This is a genomic window from Streptomyces sp. SirexAA-E (assembly GCF_000177195.2).
Lineage (GTDB): Bacteria > Actinomycetota > Actinomycetes > Streptomycetales > Streptomycetaceae > Streptomyces > Streptomyces flavovirens.
Genome location: NC_015953.1, coordinates 1,148,468 through 1,167,408 on the forward strand (window position 1 = coordinate 1,148,468; position 18,941 = coordinate 1,167,408).

Annotated in this window: 19 protein-coding genes; 6 read left to right on the top strand and 13 right to left on the bottom strand. The window is 74.0% G+C overall.

Annotated elements, in window-relative coordinates; all coding sequences use genetic code 11:
* Window positions 1–134: 134 nt before the first annotated feature.
* Window positions 135–500: a DUF1844 domain-containing protein gene (locus tag SACTE_RS04955; RefSeq protein ID WP_019993655.1), complete on the top strand. Its 366-nt coding sequence runs from the start codon at window positions 135–137 to the stop codon at window positions 498–500.
* A gap of 67 nt (window positions 501–567) precedes the next feature.
* Here SACTE_RS04955 and SACTE_RS04960 read toward each other — a convergent pair whose 3' ends face one another.
* Entirely contained in the window at window positions 568–1,296 is a 729-nt protein-coding gene (locus SACTE_RS04960) for an SseB family protein (protein WP_014044929.1), read from the bottom strand.
* Between the two features lie 86 nt (window positions 1,297–1,382).
* On the opposite strand from SACTE_RS04960, the gene SACTE_RS04965 reads away from it, so the two are divergent.
* From SACTE_RS04965 to SACTE_RS04975, 3 genes are all read left to right on the top strand, one after another.
* Entirely contained in the window at window positions 1,383–2,267 is an 885-nt protein-coding gene (locus tag SACTE_RS04965) for a serine hydrolase (RefSeq protein WP_014044930.1), read from the top strand.
* Window positions 2,268–2,342: 75 nt separating this feature from the next.
* Entirely contained in the window at window positions 2,343–2,792 is a 450-nt protein-coding gene (locus SACTE_RS04970) for a MarR family transcriptional regulator (protein ID WP_014044931.1), read from the top strand.
* 59 nt (window positions 2,793–2,851) lie between these two features.
* Entirely contained in the window at window positions 2,852–4,573 is a 1,722-nt protein-coding gene (locus SACTE_RS04975) for an MFS transporter (RefSeq protein ID WP_014044932.1), read from the top strand.
* 25 nt (window positions 4,574–4,598) lie between these two features.
* Here the strand turns inward: SACTE_RS04975 and mycP are convergent, their stop codons facing one another.
* Both mycP and SACTE_RS04985 read right to left on the bottom strand, forming a co-directional pair.
* Window positions 4,599–5,783 (bottom strand): type VII secretion-associated serine protease mycosin, encoded by a 1,185-nt coding sequence (gene mycP / locus SACTE_RS04980; RefSeq protein WP_014044933.1) that lies wholly within the window; start codon window positions 5,781–5,783, stop codon window positions 4,599–4,601.
* Window positions 5,780–6,643, bottom strand: coding sequence for a hypothetical protein (locus SACTE_RS04985; protein WP_014044934.1), 864 nt, complete (start codon window positions 6,641–6,643; stop codon window positions 5,780–5,782). The genes mycP and SACTE_RS04985 overlap by 4 nt, the downstream gene beginning before the upstream one ends.
* 441 nt (window positions 6,644–7,084) lie before the next feature.
* On the opposite strand from SACTE_RS04985, the gene SACTE_RS04990 reads away from it, so the two are divergent.
* Complete coding sequence (locus SACTE_RS04990; RefSeq protein ID WP_014044935.1) at window positions 7,085–8,287, top strand: amino acid deaminase/aldolase; 1,203 nt, start codon at window positions 7,085–7,087, stop codon at window positions 8,285–8,287.
* Window positions 8,288–8,332: 45 nt separating this feature from the next.
* Here the strand turns inward: SACTE_RS04990 and ssuE are convergent, their stop codons facing one another.
* The 10 genes from ssuE to SACTE_RS05040 form a co-directional block, all read right to left on the bottom strand.
* Window positions 8,333–8,887 (bottom strand): NADPH-dependent FMN reductase, encoded by a 555-nt coding sequence (gene ssuE / locus SACTE_RS04995; protein WP_014044936.1) that lies wholly within the window; start codon window positions 8,885–8,887, stop codon window positions 8,333–8,335.
* 84 nt (window positions 8,888–8,971) lie between these two features.
* Window positions 8,972–9,772: a hypothetical protein gene (locus SACTE_RS05000; RefSeq protein WP_014044937.1), complete on the bottom strand. Its 801-nt coding sequence runs from the start codon at window positions 9,770–9,772 to the stop codon at window positions 8,972–8,974.
* Between the two features lie 41 nt (window positions 9,773–9,813).
* Entirely contained in the window at window positions 9,814–11,157 is a 1,344-nt protein-coding gene (locus SACTE_RS05005) for an LLM class flavin-dependent oxidoreductase (RefSeq protein ID WP_014044938.1), read from the bottom strand.
* A gap of 27 nt (window positions 11,158–11,184) precedes the next feature.
* Window positions 11,185–12,048 carry an ABC transporter ATP-binding protein gene (locus tag SACTE_RS05010; protein ID WP_014044939.1) on the bottom strand — a complete coding sequence of 288 codons (864 nt, stop codon included), beginning with the start codon at window positions 12,046–12,048 and terminating at the stop codon, window positions 11,185–11,187.
* On the bottom strand, window positions 12,045–12,935 hold the full coding sequence (locus tag SACTE_RS05015) for an ABC transporter ATP-binding protein (protein WP_014044940.1): 891 nt from the start codon (window positions 12,933–12,935) through the stop codon (window positions 12,045–12,047). Before SACTE_RS05015 ends, SACTE_RS05010 begins: the two co-directional genes overlap by 4 nt.
* Window positions 12,932–13,822, bottom strand: coding sequence for an ABC transporter permease (locus tag SACTE_RS05020; RefSeq protein ID WP_014044941.1), 891 nt, complete (start codon window positions 13,820–13,822; stop codon window positions 12,932–12,934). The genes SACTE_RS05015 and SACTE_RS05020 overlap by 4 nt, the downstream gene beginning before the upstream one ends.
* Window positions 13,823–13,824: 2 nt before the next feature.
* Window positions 13,825–14,853 carry an ABC transporter permease gene (locus SACTE_RS05025; RefSeq protein ID WP_014044942.1) on the bottom strand — a complete coding sequence of 343 codons (1,029 nt, stop codon included), beginning with the start codon at window positions 14,851–14,853 and terminating at the stop codon, window positions 13,825–13,827.
* Between the two features lie 52 nt (window positions 14,854–14,905).
* Window positions 14,906–16,462 carry an ABC transporter substrate-binding protein gene (locus tag SACTE_RS05030; protein WP_014044943.1) on the bottom strand — a complete coding sequence of 519 codons (1,557 nt, stop codon included), beginning with the start codon at window positions 16,460–16,462 and terminating at the stop codon, window positions 14,906–14,908.
* A 472-nt stretch (window positions 16,463–16,934) separates the two neighbouring features.
* Window positions 16,935–17,846, bottom strand: a complete 912-nt coding sequence (locus tag SACTE_RS05035; protein WP_014044944.1) for a DsbA family protein — start codon at window positions 17,844–17,846, stop codon at window positions 16,935–16,937.
* The gene (locus SACTE_RS05040; protein ID WP_014044945.1) at window positions 17,843–18,274 is read right to left on the bottom strand and encodes an Rrf2 family transcriptional regulator; all 432 of its coding nucleotides are present in this window, start codon (window positions 18,272–18,274) and stop codon (window positions 17,843–17,845) included. The genes SACTE_RS05035 and SACTE_RS05040 overlap by 4 nt, the downstream gene beginning before the upstream one ends.
* Before the next feature lie 139 nt (window positions 18,275–18,413).
* Between SACTE_RS05040 and SACTE_RS05045 the strand changes: the two genes are divergently transcribed.
* Window positions 18,414–18,929: a cupin domain-containing protein gene (locus tag SACTE_RS05045; protein ID WP_014044946.1), complete on the top strand. Its 516-nt coding sequence runs from the start codon at window positions 18,414–18,416 to the stop codon at window positions 18,927–18,929.
* The last annotated feature ends 12 nt before the right edge of the window (window positions 18,930–18,941 follow it).

The following is an 18,941-nucleotide window of genomic DNA, read 5'->3' on the forward strand; positions in this document are numbered from 1 at the left end:
GCACATAGGTGTCCGGCCGGTCGTTACACAAGGTTAGCAGCCCGCTCGCGCGTGCGCTAATCCCCTGTTCCCCGGCCGTCCCGGCCCGCCTCCCGCCGGAAGGAGGCGTCCGGCCTGGCCTTATCGTGTGGGGCATGAGTGACGCGACCACCCCCAGCAGCGACAGCCCCGGCTTCGACGACATGGCCCGCGACATCGCGGAGGTCCCCGCGGTCGAGGTGATCGTGACGGTCGCGGTCAACCTGATGAGCGCCGCCGCGGTGAAGCTCGGTCTGACCGAGGAGGGCGAGGCGCACAAGGACCTGGACGAGGCCCGCAAGCTGGTCCAGGCGCTGGCCGGGCTGCTCGACGCGAGCGCCACCGAGATCAGCACCTTCCACGCCTCCCCGTTGCGGGACGGCCTCAAGTCGCTCCAGCTGGCCTTCCGCGAGGCCTCGCTCGTACCGGACGAGCCCGGCCACGGCCCGGGTGAGAAGTACACCGGCCCGATCTACGGCTAGCCGCAGCCCGTACCCGCCCCGAGCCCGCCGCCCGCCACCGTGGGGTGGCGGGCTCTTCCGTTCGCGTTCAGCGGCTGAAGAGCGGTTCTCCGGGCGCCGTCGCGCCGGCCGGGAGCAGCGCGAGATCGAGGCCGCGCACCAGCCGGGCGCGCAGGACCTCGCTGGCCGCCAGGGCGTCGGCGACCCGGCGGCCCGCCTCGGGCACCACCGCGTCCGGGGCGAGGACCAGGGCGAGGGTGCCGTCGGCCCGGCCGGGGCCGAGGTGGGCGCGGACCACGGCCGGTTCGGCGGCGGCGATCTCCCGTACGGCGGCGACCACCTGCGGGTCCTCCAGCGGATCGGTGCTGGTGCGGTTCTCGGCCAGGGCCAGCAGCGCCGGACCGGTCAGCTCGAAGGCGACGGGACCCGCGAGGTCCAGCACCACCGTGTCGGCCTTCTCGTGCGCGGCGGCCCGCAGCGCCTGGTGCAGGGGGACGGCGACGGGCCGGGCCTGCGGGTCCCAGCGGGCCAGCGTCCCGGTGGAGGTGAAGGCGGGCAGCGCCCGCCGGTCGCCGGCCTGGAGCGTCGGCACGGCCATGTCGCTGGTCTTCTCGCGGCGCAGACCGTTCTCGTCCTCCTCGACCTCGCCGAGGACGGCGACGACGGGGACGAGCAGCCGGGCGTCCCGCAGCGCCGTCAGGACCGGGCCGACGGCGCTCCGGTCCTCGGACCACGCGGCCAGCGCGGCCGTCAGCTCGGGCGCGGCCGAGCCGTCGTCGTCGGAGAAACCGGGGTCCGGGATGTTCTTGAGCTCCACACGGCGAGCCTAGTGGGTCCGGATTCTCATCCCCGCGACAGGTCGGGCACAGCCCGCTGCCAGCTCCGGTTCCTAGCGTCCGGGCCATGCCCCGCCACAGAACACGCAGATCCGCCCTGTCCGTGTCACTGACGGCCGCGGTCCTGCTGGCAGGCTCCACGGCGGGTGGCGCGTACCTGATGGAGCGCGTCACGGACGCCGCGCCCGCCGCCGCGTCCTCCCCGCCCGTATCGTCCACCCCGCAGACGAGTGAGGAGCCCGAGGTGGATCTCGACGCGGAACTGGCCGCCGCCCTGGCAACGGTGGCCGACGGGGCCGATGTGTCGGTGGCCGTGCTGGACCCGGACACCGGGGCGCGTGCGGTGTACGGCGACGGGGCGTACGACACGGCGAGCGTGGTGAAGGTCGACATCCTGGCGGCCCTGCTGCTGCTCACCCAGGACGAGGGGCGGCGGCTGAACGGCGCGGAACTCGCGTACGCGGACGCCATGATCCGGCGCAGCGACAACACCTCGGCCACCGAGCTGCTGAAGGCGGTCGGCGGCGCCGAGGGGCTGGACGCGGCGAACGCGCGGCTCGGGCTGACGGAGACGCGGGCCGTGCACGCGTGGGGCCTGACGCAGACCACGGCGGCGGACCGGCTCCGGCTGCTGGAGGCGGTCTTCGGTACGGATTCGGAGCTGACCGCGGCCTCTCGCGCGTACCTCACGGGGCTGATGGGCGAGGTGGAGGCGGACCAGCAGTGGGGGATCTCCGCCGCGGGCGACGACTGGGCGCTCAAGAACGGCTGGATGCCGCGTACGACGACGGGGCTGTGGGACGTCAACAGCATCGGCCGGGTGACGAGCGGCGGGCACACCTGTCTGGTGGCGGTGCTGTCGCGGGGCCACGCGTCGCAGGAGGCGGGCGTCGGCCTGGTGGAGGCGGTGGCGAAGACGGCGGTGTCCGTGGTGGCCCGGGGCGCCCGGTGACCGCGTACGGATCCCACCGGAACCACTACGGAAAGCAATCTTGCTGCATCGTACATCTAGATGCATCATGTCCTTATGTATGAGCGGGACACGGAAGGATCCGGCCCCGGGGACGACCTCGCGGTCGCCGCCGAGCACCTGGTCCGCCACGTGCGCCGGAGCTCGCGCGCCGGAGGGCTCAGTCCCACGGCCGCGTCGACGCTCGGGCGTCTGGGTCGTGAGGGACCGCGGCGTCTGACGGATCTGGCCCGCGACGAGGGCGTCTCCCAGCCGAACATGACCCAGCTGGTCAACCGCATGGAGCGGGACGGCCTGGCCCGTCGTGTCGCCGACGCGCGGGACGGGCGCGGGGTGCTGGTGGAGGCCACCGACCACGGCCTGGCGGTCTTCCGGCAGCGCCGCGCCGAGCGGGCCGAGGCGCTCCGTCGGCTGGTCGACGAGCTGAGCGAGCCGGAGCGGCGCGCGGTGGAGACCGCGCTGCCCGCCCTGGCCCGCGTCATCGAGGACCAGGCCCCCGGCCCCTGACCGTCTTCTCCCGGGATCCGCTCACATCCGACCGTCCTCAGACGCTGGAGAGAACGCGCATGAGTACCTCGCACGGAAAGTCCCCCGGCCTGTTCAGGCAACCGAAGGCCGTCTGGGCCGTCGCCTTCGCCTGTGTCATCTCCTTCATGGGCATCGGTCTCGTCGACCCGATCCTGCCCGCCCTCGCCGACAGCCTGGACGCCACACCCAGCCAGGTCTCCCTGCTCTTCAGCAGCTACCTGATCGTCACGGCCGTCGCGATGCTCTTCGTCGGCTGGATCTCCAGCCACATCGGCGCCAAGCGCACCATGGTGGCCGGACTGGCCGTCATCGTCGTCTTCGCCGCACTGGCCGGCGCCACCGGCTCCATCAACGGCATCGTCGGCTTCCGCGCGGGCTGGGGGCTGGGCAACGCGATGTTCATCGCCACGTCCCTGGCCGTCATCGTCGCCTCGGCCAGCGGCGGGTTCAGCGGCGCGATCATCCTCTACGAGACGGCCCTCGGTCTGGGGATAGCCGTAGGCCCCCTGCTCGGCGGCGAGCTCGGCGCCATCAGCTGGCGCGGCCCCTTCTTCGGCGTCGCCGTCCTGATGGCCGTCGCGTTGGTCGCGACCCTCCTCCTCGTCCCCTCCACGCCCAAGCCCGAGCGGCCGACCTCACCGATCGCCCCGCTCAAGGCCCTGCGCCACCGCGGCCTGCTGACGATGGGCATCATGGCCCTGCTGTACAACTGGGGCTTCTTCACCATGCTGGGCTACGCGCCCTACCCCATGGAGCTGGAGGCCCATCAGCTCGGGCTGGTCTTCACCGGCTGGGGTCTGCTGGTCGCGGCCTTCAGCGTCTTCTTCGCCCCGCGCCTGCAAGCCCGCTTCGGCACGGCCCCCGTGCTGTACGCCAACCTGTTCGGCCTGGGTGTCGTGATGGCCGTCATCGCGGCGGGCGTCGGCACACCGACGGTGGTGATCGTCGCGGTCATCGCCAGCGGCGCGTTCATCGGCATCAACAACACCCTCACCACCCAGGCCGTCATGCTCGTCTCCCCCGTCGAGCGTCCGGTCGCCTCCTCCGCCTACGGCTTCCTGCGCTTCATCGGCGGCGGTCTCGCCCCGTACGTGGCCGGCAAGCTCGCCGACGCCACCGACCTCGGTGTCCCCTTCTACGTCGGGGCGGCCACCTTCCTCCTGGCCATCCCGGTCCTGGCGAGCGGCCACCGCCTGCTCGCCGAGGCAGAGCGCTCGACCGGCGAGGAGACGCCGGTCGGCCCGTCCCTGGTCCCCGTGGGCGCCCCGGCGGAGCCGGGCGGCCGTCCGGTGGTCGTCGCGGTCGGCGGCCACGAACGGGCCGCCGCCGTCGTCGACGCCGCCGCCCGCCTCGCCCGCGACACGGGCAGCCCGCTCGAGGTCGTCCACGTCCGGCGGACCGCCGTCGTGGAGGAACAGGCCGTCGACACGGAGACCGACGAGCAGGCGCGGGCCGCGGTCACCTCCCACCTCGACCGGCTGGCCGCCGACGGCGTCACCGCCACCGGCCTGATCCTGACCGGTGTCGGCGACCACGCGGCCGCCGGACGGGCCCTGGCCCGGCACGCCACCGCCATCGGGGCCCGTACCGTGGCGGTCGGCCGCTCCCCGCGCGGCGCCCTCGTCCAGTTCGCCGAGGGCAGCTTCACCACCGCCCTCACCCACGCCGCCGGGTGCACCGTCGTCCTCGTCGAGGCCGACGACACGTCCCGTCACCTGACGGCGGACACGCTGGCGGAACTGCGCGGCAGCACCCTCTGAGCCGGGCCCGCCCCCGAGGACCGCGTCAGCGGCGGCCGGGACCGCCGGTCCCGGCCCGCCACAGCACCACGGCCAGGGCCAGCAGGGCGGCGCCGGCCACGCCGGCGGCCGGCGCCAGCCAACCGGCCGGCTCCGCGTGCTCCTCCTCCGGGTCGGGCCCGCTGCCGAAGTACCGCTTGCGGTAGCCGGCCGCGGCCTCGGCCCGCAGCCCGGCGGGGCTCAGCTCGGCCCCGGCCTCGATCGCGGCGGCCGGGTCGACCAGCCCGTACCCCCGGGCGTCGTCCCGCCCGCCCTGGGGTGCGTCGCGGGCGGTGTCCGTGAGCAGGGTCTTGATCTGCGCGGGCGACAGCCCCGGATGGGCGGCGCGCACCAGGGCCACCGCGCCGGAGACGAACGCCGAGGCGGCGGAGGTGCCCCACTCGATGTAGTAGTGCCGGTCGGGGTTGGCAACGACGATGTCGACCCCGGGCGCGCTGACCGTGGCGTACCAGCGGCGGGTGGAGAACGCGGCGTGCGTGCCGTACTTGTCGACGGCGGCGACGGCGATCACGCCCGGGTAGGCGGCCGGGTACGAGGGGCGGTCGCCCTTGTCCCCGCTGTTGCCGGCCGAGGCGACCACGGAGACGCCCTTGGACAGGGCGTACTGGACGGCCGCGTCCTCGCTGGGTTCCGGGTGGGCGGACTCGCTGTCGTCGCCGAGGGAGAGGTTGATGACGTCGGCGCCCTGGTCGGCGGCCCAGCGGATCCCGTCGGCGAGGGCGGTGCCGCGTGACTCGCGGGCCTTGGCACGGGAGGGGTCGGTGGACTCCAGGATCACCCGGCCCGGCAGGATCTTGGCCTCCGGCGCGACCCCGAGGACGCCTTCGCTCCCGTCGGCGCCGTTGCCGTGGCCCGCGATGATGCCGGCCATCGCCGTGCCGTGCAGGGCCCAGGACCGGTCGCCGCTCCCGGCGCCGAACCCTATGAAGTCCTTGCCCTCCAGGACCTGTCCCGTCAGGTCCGGGTGGCTGCCGTCGACCCCGGTGTCCAGGACCGCGACGGTGATCCCCTCGCCCTTCGTGGTCTGCCAGGCCCGGCCGGTGTGCAGGGCCTCGAGCCCCCACTGCTGGTCACGGATGGCGTCCGCCTGGGCGGGTACGGCGGGCAGCACCGCGAACGCGGAGGCCGCGGCCACCGCGCCGAGCGCGCGGAGCCGGTGGGGACGGGTCATTCCGGCTGCTCCGTGAGGTCGGTGATCGTCCGGCGCAGGGTGCGCTCCACCCGGTCGGCGACGCCCTTCGCCTCGTGGCCGAGACCGGCCTCGGCCACCGCCGTGGTGGCGCCCGACTTCATCGCGGCGGCGGCGGGCTGCGGTTCGGCGACCGTCCGTCCGTCGGCGAAGCCCGAGACGGAGAGGACGACGACGGGCACCTCGGTCAGCACGTGGACGCTCCAGCTGGCGCGCTGCGCGTCACCGAAGCCGGCGGCCGCGGTGTCCTTCACCGGGTACGCACGGGGCATCAGATCCGTGCGGTCGTCGAGGTGCTGGGTGGTGAACCGGGCGTCGAGGGCGCTCATCGCGTCGGTGCCGGCCTCGGTGAAGACCAGGCCGACGGTGGTGACGCTGCTCCGGGTGGCGTCGGTGTAGGTGGCGCGCACCAGGCGCTCGCAGCCGACCGGGCGGAGCGTCTTGAGGAGCAGCGGGTCAAGTCCGGCCGCGCAGCCGCTGTCGGCGGCGACCCCGATCCGGGTCCAGACCCGGTCGGTGGCCCCCGGGCCCGCGCCGTCGCCCTTGAGGGTGCGGGGGAAGAGGGTGTCGACGGGGACGCTGTGCCAGGCGGAACGGCCCACGGTGTAGGCGCTCGGGGCCTTGGCGTCGGCCGCCGGGTCCTGGATGAGCCAGGTGCCGGTGACGGCGCCGCCGATCAGTCCGAGGCCGAGCACGGCCGAGACGGCGGCCGAGGCGGTCCTGGCCGGGTGCCGGGGGCGGACGGGGCGCAGCCGGGTGGTGGTCTCGGCGGGCGTCTCGGCGTACGCGTAGGAGGGACCGGCCGGGGCGGGCCGCTGCCCGGGGCGTGGGGTGAGGTCCACCGCTCCGACGGGTCTGCGCCGGGTCGGGGCGGGCGGCGGTGGCGTACAGGGGCGGGCTGGCGGCGGGGGCGGTGTGTGGCGCTCGGACGGTATGGGGCGCAGTCGGGCGGTCGTCTCCGCGGGGGTGTGCGGTGGTTGCCGGGGTCCGCCGGGGAGCGGCGCGGACGGCACGGGCCCGGCCGGGGGCCGCGGGGGCACGGGCGGCGGTGTGGTCGGGCGGGGCGGCAGTGGAGCGCGCTGCGCCTCGGTACTCATCCGCCCCCCTGGTTCACGTCCCCGCACCGCCGGCGGTCCACCGTCCCGGACAAGGGTGGCCGGTCGATCGCCCGAGCGTCACTCTACGGGGTGCGGGGCGCCCCGTGGGACGGGACGCCGGGTGCCGGGCGGTCTGCCCCGAACATCCCCCTACCCAGCGGTACGGCCGTCTGGCAAGCTGCGCCCATGACTGCCCGCGCCGCTGACCGGACCCGTTACGACCGGGCCACCGCCCACCTCGACGCCCCCGTCGCCGTGGTGGACCTGGAGGCCTTCGATGCCAACGCCGACGACCTGGTGCGCCGGGCGGGCGGGAAGCCCGTCCGGGTGGCGAGCAAGTCGGTACGCTGCCGCGCCCTGCTCGAACGGGTGCTGGCGCGCCCGGGATTCGCCGGAATCATGTCGTTCACGCTGGCGGAGTCGCTCTGGCTGGCCCGGGCGGGCTTCGACGACGTGCTGCTGGCGTACCCGTCGGCCGACCGGGCCGCCTACGCCGAGCTGGCCGCCGACCCGAAGCTCGCGGCGGCCGTGACCGTGATGGTGGACGACCCCGCGCAGCTGGAGCTGATCGACGCGGCGCGGGCCGGCGGGACGCAGGAGGTCCGGGTCTGCCTGGAGCTGGACACCTCGCTGCGGCTGCTCGGCGGCCGGGTGCGGGTCGGCGCGCTGCGCTCCCCGCTGCGCTCCCCCGCCCAACTGGCGGAGCTGGCCCGCTCGGTGGCCCGCAGGCCGGGCTTCCGGCTGGTCGGGCTCATGGCGTACGAGGGCCATGTGGCCGGGGTGGGCGACTCGGTGGCCGGGCGCCCGCTGCGGTCCCGGGCGATCCGGCTGATGCAGGCCACCGCCCGAAGGGAGCTGACCGTCCGGCGGGCCGAGGTCGTGCGGGCGGTACGGGCGGTGGCGCCGGAGCTGGAGTTCGTCAACGGCGGGGGCACCGGCAGTGTGCAGCACACGGCCGCAGAGGCCGCGGTGACGGAGATCGCGGCCGGGTCGGGGCTGTACGTACCGCGGCTGTTCGACAACTACACCTCGTTCACCGGCCGTCCGGCAGCCCTGTTCGCCCAGCCCGTGGTCCGCAGGCCGGGTGTGGGCGTGGTGACGGTGCTGGGCGGCGGCTACCCGGCGTCCGGGGCGGCCGGTCCGGACCGGCTCCCGGTCCCGTATCTGCCCGAGGGGCTGCGGTACGACCCGCAGGAGGGGCCGGGCGAGGTGCAGACGCCGCTGCTGGGTTCCCCCGCCGACGATCTGCTGATCGGCGACAAGGTGTGGTTCCGGCACGCCAAGGCCGGTGAGCTGTGTGAGCGCTTCGACGAGCTGCGGCTGATCGAGGGCGACCGGATCACGGCGACGGTGCCGACGTACCGGGGCGAGGGCCGTACGTTCCTGTGAGAGCGGCCCGCCCGGGGCGGCCCGTCGCCGTGGCACGGCCTTCGCTCACGCGGCGGCCGGCACCGCGGTCCGGCCGCCCAGTACGGCGGAGAACCGGTCCGTCACCTGGCCCAGGGCCTCGGCGGCGCCCGGGGCGACGGTCAGGGTGCCGTCGTCGGCCACGGAGAGGTCCGTGTCGAGGGTGAACCAGCCGGGGACGATGTGCGCGGCGCCCATGGAGCTCAGGACGGGGCGCAGTGCGTAGTCGATCGCCAGGACGTGGGCGGTGCTGCCGCCGGTGGCCAGGGGCAGCACGGTCTTGCCGGTCAGCGCGTACTGCGGGAGCAGGTCGAGCAGCGACTTGAGCAGGCCGGAGTAGGCGGCCTTGTAGACGGGGGTGCCGATCACCACGCCGTCCGCCCGCTCGAACAGCGCCGCCGCCTCGACGACGGCGGGGTGCCGGAAGTCGGCGCCGAGCAGGGGGCCGGGGGGCAGGGTGCGGACCTCCAGCGAGGTGACCTCGTGGCCCTGGAGCCTGAGGCGGTCGTCGAGGTGGCGCAGGAGCCGTGCGGTGCGGGACGTCGCGGAGGGGCTTCCGGAGACGGACAGGATGGCGGCCATGGGGACCTTCCGGGTTCGGGGTGAGGTGTGCGGGTACGGGTCGGCGCTGCGGGCCCGGTCAGGGCGCGCGGGTGGCGGCGGCGTTCACCAGGCGCTCGCCTCCACCGCGACCACCGGCACCAGGTCGTTGCGCAGGGCTTCCAGGAAGGTGACGATCTCGGCGGCCACCGCGCGGTGCTGCATGTCGTTGAGGACGTCGTGGTGGGCGCCGCGGACCACGGAGAGCCGGGCGCGGGGCCGTGCCTTCGCGGCGCGGAGCAGCGCCTCGTGGTCCGCGAGCGGGTCGGCGTCGCCGGTCAGGAGCAGGGTGGGCAGGCCGCTCCCGGCGCCGTAGGCCGCGTCGAGCAGTGCGTCCGGCACCGGGTCGCCGAGCGAGCCCCGCCGCACCTGGGGGTCGTCGGTGAGCCTGGTCCGGTGGACGGGGCAGGAGGTGCGGACGTCGAGTTCCTCGTCCCACCCGCCGGCGGCGGCGGCCGTGTGGCCCGGCAGCCCCGCGAGGACGACGGCGTCCGGCGCCGCCTCCGGCTCGGACGCCTCGCGTGCCAGGAGCGCCGCGAGGGCGACGGCTCCGGTGTCGGCACCCACCCAGACGACGGGGCGGGCGGCCCCGTCGTCGGCGGTGGTGGCGGCCGCCTCGGCGAGCCGGGCGCCGAGCCGGTCCAGCGAGCCGGTCGGGTCGTCGGGGTCGAGGTCCGGGGCGTCGACGACGCGGACCCGGTAGGCGTCGGCGGCGAGGCGGGCGCCCAGCCGGGCGTAGGTCGACCGGGTCTCCCCGCGGCCGGGCACCACGACGACCGTGGCGCGGACGCGGAGCCCTTCGGGTCCGTGGTGGTCCGTGACGTCGGTGCGGCCCGTGGGTGGGGTGCGGTCGGTGGGGTCGGTCATCTCGTCTCTCCGGGGGTTCGGGCGGGGTGGCGGGGCGTCGTTCAGGCGTCCGCGTGGAGACCGCGCGCCAGGGTGTGCCGGTTGGCGGGTACGGGCAGGCCGAGGTGGCCGCGGAGGGTGTCGGCCTCGTAGGCGGTGCGGTACAGCCCGCGCTTCTGGAGGATCGGGACGACGCCGTCGACGAAGAGGTCGAGGTCCTCGGCGGTGCGGAAGGCGAGGTTGATGCCGTCGAAGGTGCCCGCCTCGAACCACCGCTCGATGCTGTCGGCGACGGTGGCGGGGGCGCCGACGAACGGGGCCTCGCGGAACGAGTTGAGCGAGTCCGCGACCTGGCGCAGCGTCAGCTTCTCCCGGCGGGCGCGCTCGATGATCTTCCCGGCACCGGTCCGGCCGCCCTTCTCGGCGAGGTGGGCCACGTCGGGGAACGGCGCGTCCAGGTCGTGCCGGCTGAAGTCGTACGCCCCGAACGAGCGGCCCAGGAGCGCGAGGTTGCGGTCGAAGTCGTTGTCCTCCTCGAAGATCTCCCTCTCGCGCCCGCGGGCGGCCTCGTCGGTCGCGGCGACGACCGGGCCGCCGTGGATGAAGATCTTGATGTGCTCGGGGTCGCGGCCGTAGGACGCGGTGCGCTTCTTGACGTCGGCGTAGTACTCCTGTGCCTGTTCCAGCGAGCCGCCCGGAGCGTAGATCCCCTCGGCGACCTGGGCGGCGAGGTCGCGCCCCTCCTCGGACACCCCGGCCTGGAAGATGACCGGCTGGCCCTGCGGCGAACGGGAGATGTTGAGCGGGCCGGCCACCTTGAAGTGCTCGCCGTCGTGGTCGAGGGCGTGCAGCTTGTCCGGGTCGAGGAAGACGCCCCGCTCCACGTCGGCCGGGAAGGCGTCGTCCTCGTAGGAGTCCCACAGTCCGCGGGCGACCTGGACGAATTCCAGGGCGCGGCCGTAGCGGGTGGCGTAGTCGAGGTGCTCGTCGAGCCCGAAGTTCCTGGAGGTTCCGGTGTCGAAGCTGGTCACCACGTTCCACCCGGCGCGCCCCCCGCTGATGTGGTCGAGGGAGGCGAACCTGCGGGCGAGGTTGAAGGGCGAGTTGTACGTCGAGCTCGCCGTTCCGACCAGGCCTATGCGCGAGGTGTGGGTGGCGACCGCGGACAGGAGGGTGAGCGGCTCCAGGCGGTTCAGGTAGTGCGCCGGGTAGGTGGCGTTGATGAACTGGCTGTCGACGATGAAGAGGGCGTCGAAGAGCGCGTGTTCTGCGGCCTTGGCCTGCTGGATGTAGTGGTTGACGTCGATGCTGGAGTTCTTCGCGACGCGCGGGTCCTTCCAGAGTCCGTGCTGGCCGGGGCCGCCGACGCCGTAGGGGTGCAGGGCGAGGTGGATCGTGCGGGGCATGGGTGTGTTCCTCTCGGGGGTGCGGGTTCAGGTGTGCAGGAGCGCGCGCAGGGCTTCGCGTTCGGCCCGGTCGGCCGAGGCGCCGCGCAGGGTCGGGGCGGAGCCGACGAGCAGGCGGGTGTAGGGGTGCTGCGGGTCGCCCACGACCTGGCGGGCGGTGCCGGTCTCGACGAGTTCGCCCCGGTAGAGGACGGCGACGCGGTCGGCGGTCCCGGCGACGGATCCGAGGTCGTGGGAGATGAGCAGGAGGGCCACCCCACCGGCGCGGAGTTCCTTGAGGATCTCCAGGATCTGGACGCGGTTGGCGGAGTCCAGGGCGCTGACCGGCTCGTCGAGGATGATCAGCTCGGGTCCGGTGATCAGGGCGCGGGCCACGGCGACGCGTTGGCGCTGTCCGCCGGAGAGTTCGCCCGGCAGCCGCTCCAGCAGGTCCTCGGAGAGGCGCACGCGGTCCAGGAGCGCGCGGGCGCGCGCGCTCGCCTCCGCCCGCCCCGTGCCCTGGATGAGCAGCGGTTCGGTCAGCGAGTCCTCGATGGTGAGGTCGGGGTCGAGGCTGCGCAGCGGGTCCTGGAAGACGTACTGGACCACACCGCGCCTGCGCAGGGCCCGCCACCGGCGGCCGCCGTGCCCGGTGACGTCCTCGCCGGCGACCCGGACCGACCCGGCTCCGGCGCGCACCAGGCCGAGGACGGTGCGGGCGAGGGTGGACTTCCCGGAGCCCGTCTCGCCGATGAGGCCGACCGTCTCACCGGGTGCGACGCTCAGCGAGACGCCGCTCAGCGCCTGACGGCGCCCGCGGCCCCGTCCGTAGTACACGTCGAGGTCCGTGACCTCCAGGGCGGGGCGCGGGCTCGCAAGCGGTCCGACCGCGCCGGGTGCTGCGGTGGTCACGAGGCCTCCTCGGGGTCGAGGAACTTGTCCGGTCCGTACTGCTCGTGCTCGGCGACGAGCAGCCGGGTGTAGGCGTGCCGCGGGTCGTGCAGCACCGCGTGCGTCGGGCCGTGCTCGACCACCTCGCCCTGCCGCATCACGAGGACCTCGTCGCACAGCTGGGCGACGACGGCCAGGTCGTGGGAGACGACCACGAGCGCGAGGCCGCTCTCCTCGCGCAGTTCGGCGAGCAGGTCGAGGATCTCGGCCTGGACGGTGACGTCGAGCGCGGTCGTGGCCTCGTCGGCGATCAGGGCCCGCGGTTCGGCGGCGACGGCGGCCGCGATCAGGACGCGCTGGAGCATGCCTCCGGAGAGTTCGTACGGGTACTGGCCGTAGACCAGTTCCGGGTCGCGCAGATGCACCGCCCGCAGCAGTGCGACGGCCCGGTGGCGTGCCTCGCGCCGCTTCAGCCCCTTCTTGACGCGGAGGACCTCGGCGATCTGGGCGCCCACCTTGACGGAGGGGTTGAGGTAGGACGCCGGGTCCTGGAAGACGGCGCTGATCGTGGTTCCGCGCAGGGCGGTCCACTGCGCGGGGGTCAGGGTCGTGATGTCGGTCCCGGTGATCTCGACGGAGCCGGCGGTGACCTCGAAGTGCGGGGGCAGGATGCCGAGTACGGCCCGGCAGGTGAGGGTCTTGCCGCTGCCGGACTCGCCGACGATGCCGACCGCCTTGCCCGGGGTGAGCGTGAAGCTCACCCCGTGCACGATCTCGCGGTCGGTGACCCCGTCGCTGATACGTACGTCGTGTACGGCGAGCACCGGCGGGTCCTCGGGTGTGTCCGTGGGGCCGGGCGCGGTCCGCGGGGACCGCTCGGGCGCGGCGTTCGGGGACAGTGTCGTCATCGTGCACCTCCTGCGGAGACGGGGCGGCCCTTGGCGAGGCGGTTGGCCCGGGCCTTGCGGTCGTTGACCAGCGCGCGGCCCGCCTCGCCCGAGACGTCGCGGATCGCGTCGGCCAGGAGGTTGCAGGCCCAGACGGTGACCATGATCAGCAGCGCGGGCGTGACGGGCCCCCACGGCCGGTGGCTGAGGTAGCCCAGGTCCGAGGCGAGCAGCCCGCCCCAGGTCGGCTGGGGCGGCTGGACGCCGATGCCGAGGAAGGTCAGGCTCGACACGATGACGAAGCCGACGCCGATGGTCTGGGCGAGGGCGACCGCGATCGGCGGGAGCACCTTCACCCGGACGTGGCGGCGGATGATCCAGCCGGTGGAGGCTCCGGCGACGAGCGCCGCCTCCACGTACGGGGAGCGGGCGACGGACAGGGTCGCGGCGCGGGCCACCCGGTAGAAGAGAGGCGAGACCAGCGCGCCCGTGACGACCATGGCCTGGGTGAGGCCGTTGCCGAGCAGGGCGATCACGGCGACGGCGAACAGCAGGAACGGCAGGGCGACGAGCGTGTCCGCCAGCCGGAGCGTGATCCACTCGAAGACCCGGCCGAGGTAGACGGACAGGATGCCGGGGATCGCGCCGACGACCAGGGCCACCAGGGCGACCTCGAGCGAGCCGAGGACGCTGACGCGGGAGCCGTCCAGCAGGCGGCTGAACACGTCGCGGCCGAGGTGGTCGGTGCCCAGCCAGTGGGCGCCGGACGCGGCGGCCAGCGTGTTGTCGCTGGTGGCGAGGGGGTCCTGCGGGGCGAGCCACGGGCCGAGGACCGCCAGCAGGGCGATCACGGCGAGGACGGCGACGGCGATCCGGCCGGACGTGAGTGCGAGGACGCGGCGCACCATGGTCACACCCCCCGCTGAGAGGCCGGCGTCACACGCGCCAGCACCAGGTTGACGATCAGGTTGAAGGAGACGACGAGCACGATCGACACCACGAGGACGCCCTGCACCGCGGGCACGTCCCCGGCCTGGGCGGAGTCGTTGGCGAACCGGCCGAACCCCTGCAGGCCGAAGATCCATTCCGTGACGACCGAGGCGCCGACCAGCGCGGGGAACTTCAGGCCGAGGGTGGCCAGCGCCGGGCCGATCCCGTTGCGCAGGATGTGGCCGAAGAAGATCCGGCGCGGGCTCAGTCCCCGTACCACCGCGCCCGTCACGTAGTTCTCGCCGCGGGCCGTGACGAGACCGGTGCGCAGCTGGCGGGCGACGTCGGCGACCACGTCGCAGCTGAGCGCGAGCGCGGGCAGGGTGATGTGCGCGAGCCACGGGCCGGTCCCCGCCTCGGCCGGGACGTAGCCGGCCGACGGGAAGAGGCCGAGGCCGACCGCCAGGACCGCGACCAGGACGATGCCGACGACGAAGGGCGGCATCACCGAGATGACGGTGACCAGTCCGGTGATCCCGCGGTCGATCAGGGTGGTGGGCCGCAGGGCGGCCAGGGTGCCCAGCGCGAATCCGACGACGACCCCGATGAGCAGGGCGAACGTGGCAATCGAGAGGCTGACGCCCAGGCCGAGGCCGATGAGGGTGGAGATGTCGGCGCCGTTGACCCAGCTGACGCCGAGCTCGCCGTGCAGGACACCGGTGATCCAGTCCCAGTACTGCGTCAGGAACGGCTTGTCGAGCCCCCACTGGGCCTCGATCCGCTGGATCGCCTCGGGGGTCGCCTCCTCGCCGAGCTGGATCCGCGCCGGGCTGAGTCCGCTCAGCGACCGCAACGCGAACGTCACGAAGGTCGCCACCAGGAACACGGGCACGAAGATCGCGACCGACCGGGCGAGGACACCCAGGACGCGGCCGAGCGTGTGCCGCAGCCGGGCGAGGGCGGCGCCGCGGCGCTCACCGGGCACGGCCCGGAGCACGGTCGTGGTCATCGGGTTGCCTCCTCTCTGTTGGTGTGTGCGTGTCTGTTCCGGACGTACGGGGTCAGCGGCCCGAGACGGTCACGCCGGTCCAGTCGATGTGGGCCGGGTTCTTCGGCAGGTCGGAGACGGCGCTGCTCTTGACCATGAGGTTCGGGGAGGAGTAGGTGAAGACCAGCGCCTTGCTCTCCAGCCCCGCCCGGGTGGCCTCCCGCAGGACCGTCTTGTACTCCGGGTCGTCCAGCGGGGTCTGACGGACCTTCGCGACGGCTTCCTCGAATCCGTCCGGCTCGTACGGCGAGCTGAGGTTGAGCGGGCCGTCGGGACCGAAGTGGGCGGTGAGGGTCTGCACCGCCGAGTCGCGGCCCGTGGTCGAGTACAGCGAGAAGGCCAGGTCCTTGGCGAAGAACGGGGTGGCCCAGTTCTTGTCGATCTTGATGGTGACGGTGATGCCGACCGCGGCCAGCTGCGACTGGACGATCTCCGCCTGCGGGTCCTCCGACGGGATCACCAGGTCGAGCTTGATGTCCCCCGGGGCGTGGCCGGCCTCGGCGAGGAGCTTCTTCGACTTCGCCGGGTCGTACGGGTAGGCGTTCTCCGACTCCGGGTCGTAGGCCTCGTACCCCTTGGGGAACGGCTGGTCGGTCGCTTCGCCGTGACCGAACGTCAGCTTGTCGACGAACTCCTTGCGGTTGACCGCGTGCCGGATCGCGTCGACGACCCGGTCGTCGTCGAACGGCGCCTTGTTGATGTTCAGGCTGATGTTGGAGGCGTTGAAGCCGGGCTGGACGAAGACGTCGAGGCCGGCCTTCTCGGCGGCGTCCGCCTGGCTGGGGTCGAGGTCGGCGAAGTTGTAGACGCCCGTCCGCAGCCCGGAGACGACGGTCGACGCGTCCGGGGCCGACACCAGCTCGACGTCCTCGATGTGGATGTTGTCGGCGTCCCAGTAGTCCGGGTTCTTCTCCAGGACGGCCTTCGTGCCGGGGATCAGCTGCTTGACGACGAACGGCCCGGCCCCGACCGGGTTCTGGTCCAGATTCTCGGGGGCGGCCGCCGCCTTGGGGCTGGCGATCTGCAGGACGCGCTGGCCGAGCAGCTGCGGGATCTGGTGGTCGACCTGGGAGAGGTGCAGCACCGCGTCCAGCCCGTCCGCCTCCACCGACTCGATGGAGGTCAGGTCGCCGAAGAGCGCGGAGTTCTTCTGCTTCTTGGCCCGCTCGATCGCGGCCTTGACCGCGGCGGCGTCGACCGGCTCGCCGTCGCTGAAGGTGAGACCGGAGCGCAGATGGAAGGTGATCCGGTCGCCGGTGTCGTTGTACTCCCAGCTCTCGGCGAGGTCCGGGACGGCCTTGCCGCTCTCGTCGGTGCGGGTCAACGAGGCATAGACCAGAGCGAGTTCACGGAACTGCGCACCACTGCCCGAGACCACCGGGTCCCAGTGGGCCGGGAAGTAGGAGGAGGCCCACTTGAGGGCGCCGTCACCGGTCGCGGAGGAGGCTCCGCCGCCGCAGGCGGTCAGGGCGGGGGCCAGCAGGGCGACGAAGGCGGTGGCGAGGACCGCGGCGCGCCGGGCCGGACGGACGGCGGGCCGGAGACGGCGGTGCGTCGTTCGTGTAAACATGTGATTACTCTCTGTGATGACCCCCGGCCCGGCTCAGGGCATGCGGGATCAGGGGACGGCGAAGGCTCGGCACGCACCCGCGCCCGTCCCCCGGGTACGTCGATGTACCCCTGCACGGGGGCGGACCGGGGCGGCGGTGCCCGGGGTCCTGCCGTGCGAGGCCGCGGAGAAGGTGCGCGAGGGGCGCGGAGTTACGCGGGGCCCCGCGGAGGCGGGGACGCGGCGAAGAGGGGGAGGACAGGCGCGGCCGGCGAAGGAGCGGCGGGCTGCCGCGCGTTCGGACGGCGCCTGTGGGCCGGGAGCGGCGGGCGGTCAGCGACAGAGAGCGCTGGAGGTGCGCCGCAGGTCCACGTAGCGGCACACCACGCCGGGGTGCGTCGTGAGCATGGTGCACATCCTGGGGGCAGGTGTCGGCGGCTGTCAATGGACACCAATTGGTGTCTCATTCCGCGAAACGTCCTCCGCCCGCAGCTCAGGGCCCTGCGGCGGCCGGAGGAACGACGGCGGGATGCGTCGCGGCCTCCTCCGGGTGGAGCCACACGGGCCCGTTTCCGGTGTCCACCCGTACGGCACCGGAGGGGCGCTCCCCTCCGGTCAGCAGCCGCAACTCGGGTTCGGTCAGGCTGCGGTAGCGCTCCAGCGCGAGCGCCGGGGCGAGCGGCTCGACGGGCCGGAGCAGCCCCGGGGAGAGCGCCTCGACGGCGCTCGCGTACGCCTCGTACGGCCGCCAGCCGGGTACCGCCCGGTGCCCGGCCGGGGAACGGACCAGCAGCGTCGGCAGCGCGTAGCGGTGGCCGCCGTCGTCGGTCTCCTTGGCCGTACCGGGGTGCGGCGAACCGCCGCGCACCGCGAGCACCTCCCGGACCGGCCGGCGGGCCTCCGCACGGTCGGCGCGCACGGCCGCGAGTGTGCCGGGTGACGCGGCGTCGGCCCGCAGCCGCGCCGGGTCCAGGCCCGGCACCCCGCGCACCGCGGACAGGGCCAGCTCCGCGGTGTCGGCCGGTTCGCCGCACGCGAAGACGCTCTCGCGCAGCCGCCGCAGCACCCGCTCGGCCACCTCGGCGCCCTGGAGTTCGGCGGCCTTGGCGACGAGGGAGGCGGGCCAGGAACTGGCCGCCACCCGGCTCAGGGTGACGGCGTACGGGGCCCGGGTGTGCGTGCTGATCTCCGCCACGTGGCGGGCGTACCAGGCGGTCTCGGCCGCCGGATCGGGCGGCGGGTCGTCGTCGTGGTCGAACAGGACGGCGTAGACGCGGCGTCGGCGCACCCGGCCGGCCAGCGCCGCCGCCAGGGCACGGAAGACGGGCTCCGACCCCCAGGCCCAGGGGCACAGCGGATCGGTGTACTCGACCACCTCCACGGCGGGCTCGGGCACGCCCGTCACGCGGCGTCGCTCCGGGGCAGGCGCGCGGCGCCGGAGGCCAGCAGCGCGGTCAGCGACTGCCCGCCGAGGAGCGCGGCGGCGCGCGCCTCGACCTCGCGCCAGACCCCGGGCAGGGGGTGCGCGGGGCCGGGGTAGTCGAGGTCGGCCAGGGGCTCGCCCCGCAGGGTGAGCACTTCGCCGTCGACGGCGCGCACGACGTCCAGGAGGGTGATGTCCTCGGCGGGCCTGCCGAGCCAGTAACCCCCCTCGCAGCCACGCTGGCTGCGCACCAGGCCGGCCTTGCGCAGCTCACCGACGACGGACTTCAGGAAACGGAACGGGATTCCCTGCGAGGAGGCGATGGCCTCGCAGGTGAGCGGACGGCCGGGCTCACAGGCGAGCTCCAGGAGAGCGCGCGTGGCGTAGTCCGCCTTCGCGGAGATATGCATGCGGACATCATGCCCGCACGACCGGCGCTCGGGGCCGGAACCGGCTGGTTCCCCTTCTCTGTTACGGCAACATTGCCGCAGGTGAAGGGCAAAGGACACCTCTTGACATCCTTTCCGGCGCCGCTTTAGCGTCCCAGCCATGAGCGAGCCGTCGACAACCCCCGGTGAAGGCTTCCACCCTCATCTCCACGACACCCCGGGCCGCACCGCGGCACCCCTGCACACGCGCCTGCACCACATCCGCGCCGACGCGCTGGACGGGGACACGGCGCAGACCGGCGGCATGCGCAGGTTCGCCGCCGTCAGCGGCGGCACCGTCGGCTCGGAGAAGCTGTGGATGGGCCAGACGCACGTGGCACCCTCCACGGCGTCCTCCGACCACCACCACGGGGCGTCCGAGACCGCCATCCATGTGGTCAGCGGGCACCCGGAGTTCGTCTTCGTGGACGACTCGGGCGAGGAACCCCAGGAGGTGCGCCTGCGCACCTCACCCGGCGACTACGTCTTCGTCCCGCCGTTCGTACCGCACCGGGAGGAGAACCCGGACCCCTCCGAGGAGGCCGTGGTCGTCATCGCCCGCAGCACGCAGGAGGCGATCGTGGTCAACCTGCCCCGGCTGTACGCGCTCGCGGCGGACGAGGGCGGCACGGAGTAGGGCCGGCGCCGG

Coding starts and splice junctions, on each gene's coding strand:
- ssuE (WP_014044936.1), bottom strand. CDS start 8,887: ATGGCCGCCATCCTGTCCGTCTCCGGAAGCCCCTCCGCGACGTCCCGC.
- mycP (WP_014044933.1), bottom strand. CDS start 5,783: ATGACCCGTCCCCACCGGCTCCGCGCGCTCGGCGCGGTGGCCGCGGCC.
- SACTE_RS05020 (WP_014044941.1), bottom strand. CDS start 13,822: ATGGTGCGCCGCGTCCTCGCACTCACGTCCGGCCGGATCGCCGTCGCC.
- SACTE_RS05045 (WP_014044946.1), top strand. CDS start 18,414: ATGAGCGAGCCGTCGACAACCCCCGGTGAAGGCTTCCACCCTCATCTC.
- SACTE_RS04965 (WP_014044930.1), top strand. CDS start 1,383: ATGCCCCGCCACAGAACACGCAGATCCGCCCTGTCCGTGTCACTGACG.
- SACTE_RS04955 (WP_019993655.1), top strand. CDS start 135: ATGAGTGACGCGACCACCCCCAGCAGCGACAGCCCCGGCTTCGACGAC.
- SACTE_RS04990 (WP_014044935.1), top strand. CDS start 7,085: ATGACTGCCCGCGCCGCTGACCGGACCCGTTACGACCGGGCCACCGCC.
- SACTE_RS04970 (WP_014044931.1), top strand. CDS start 2,343: ATGTATGAGCGGGACACGGAAGGATCCGGCCCCGGGGACGACCTCGCG.
- SACTE_RS05000 (WP_014044937.1), bottom strand. CDS start 9,772: ATGACCGACCCCACCGACCGCACCCCACCCACGGGCCGCACCGACGTC.
- SACTE_RS05005 (WP_014044938.1), bottom strand. CDS start 11,157: ATGCCCCGCACGATCCACCTCGCCCTGCACCCCTACGGCGTCGGCGGC.
- SACTE_RS05040 (WP_014044945.1), bottom strand. CDS start 18,274: ATGCATATCTCCGCGAAGGCGGACTACGCCACGCGCGCTCTCCTGGAG.
- SACTE_RS05030 (WP_014044943.1), bottom strand. CDS start 16,462: ATGTTTACACGAACGACGCACCGCCGTCTCCGGCCCGCCGTCCGTCCG.
- SACTE_RS05015 (WP_014044940.1), bottom strand. CDS start 12,935: ATGACGACACTGTCCCCGAACGCCGCGCCCGAGCGGTCCCCGCGGACC.
- SACTE_RS04975 (WP_014044932.1), top strand. CDS start 2,852: ATGAGTACCTCGCACGGAAAGTCCCCCGGCCTGTTCAGGCAACCGAAG.
- SACTE_RS05025 (WP_014044942.1), bottom strand. CDS start 14,853: ATGACCACGACCGTGCTCCGGGCCGTGCCCGGTGAGCGCCGCGGCGCC.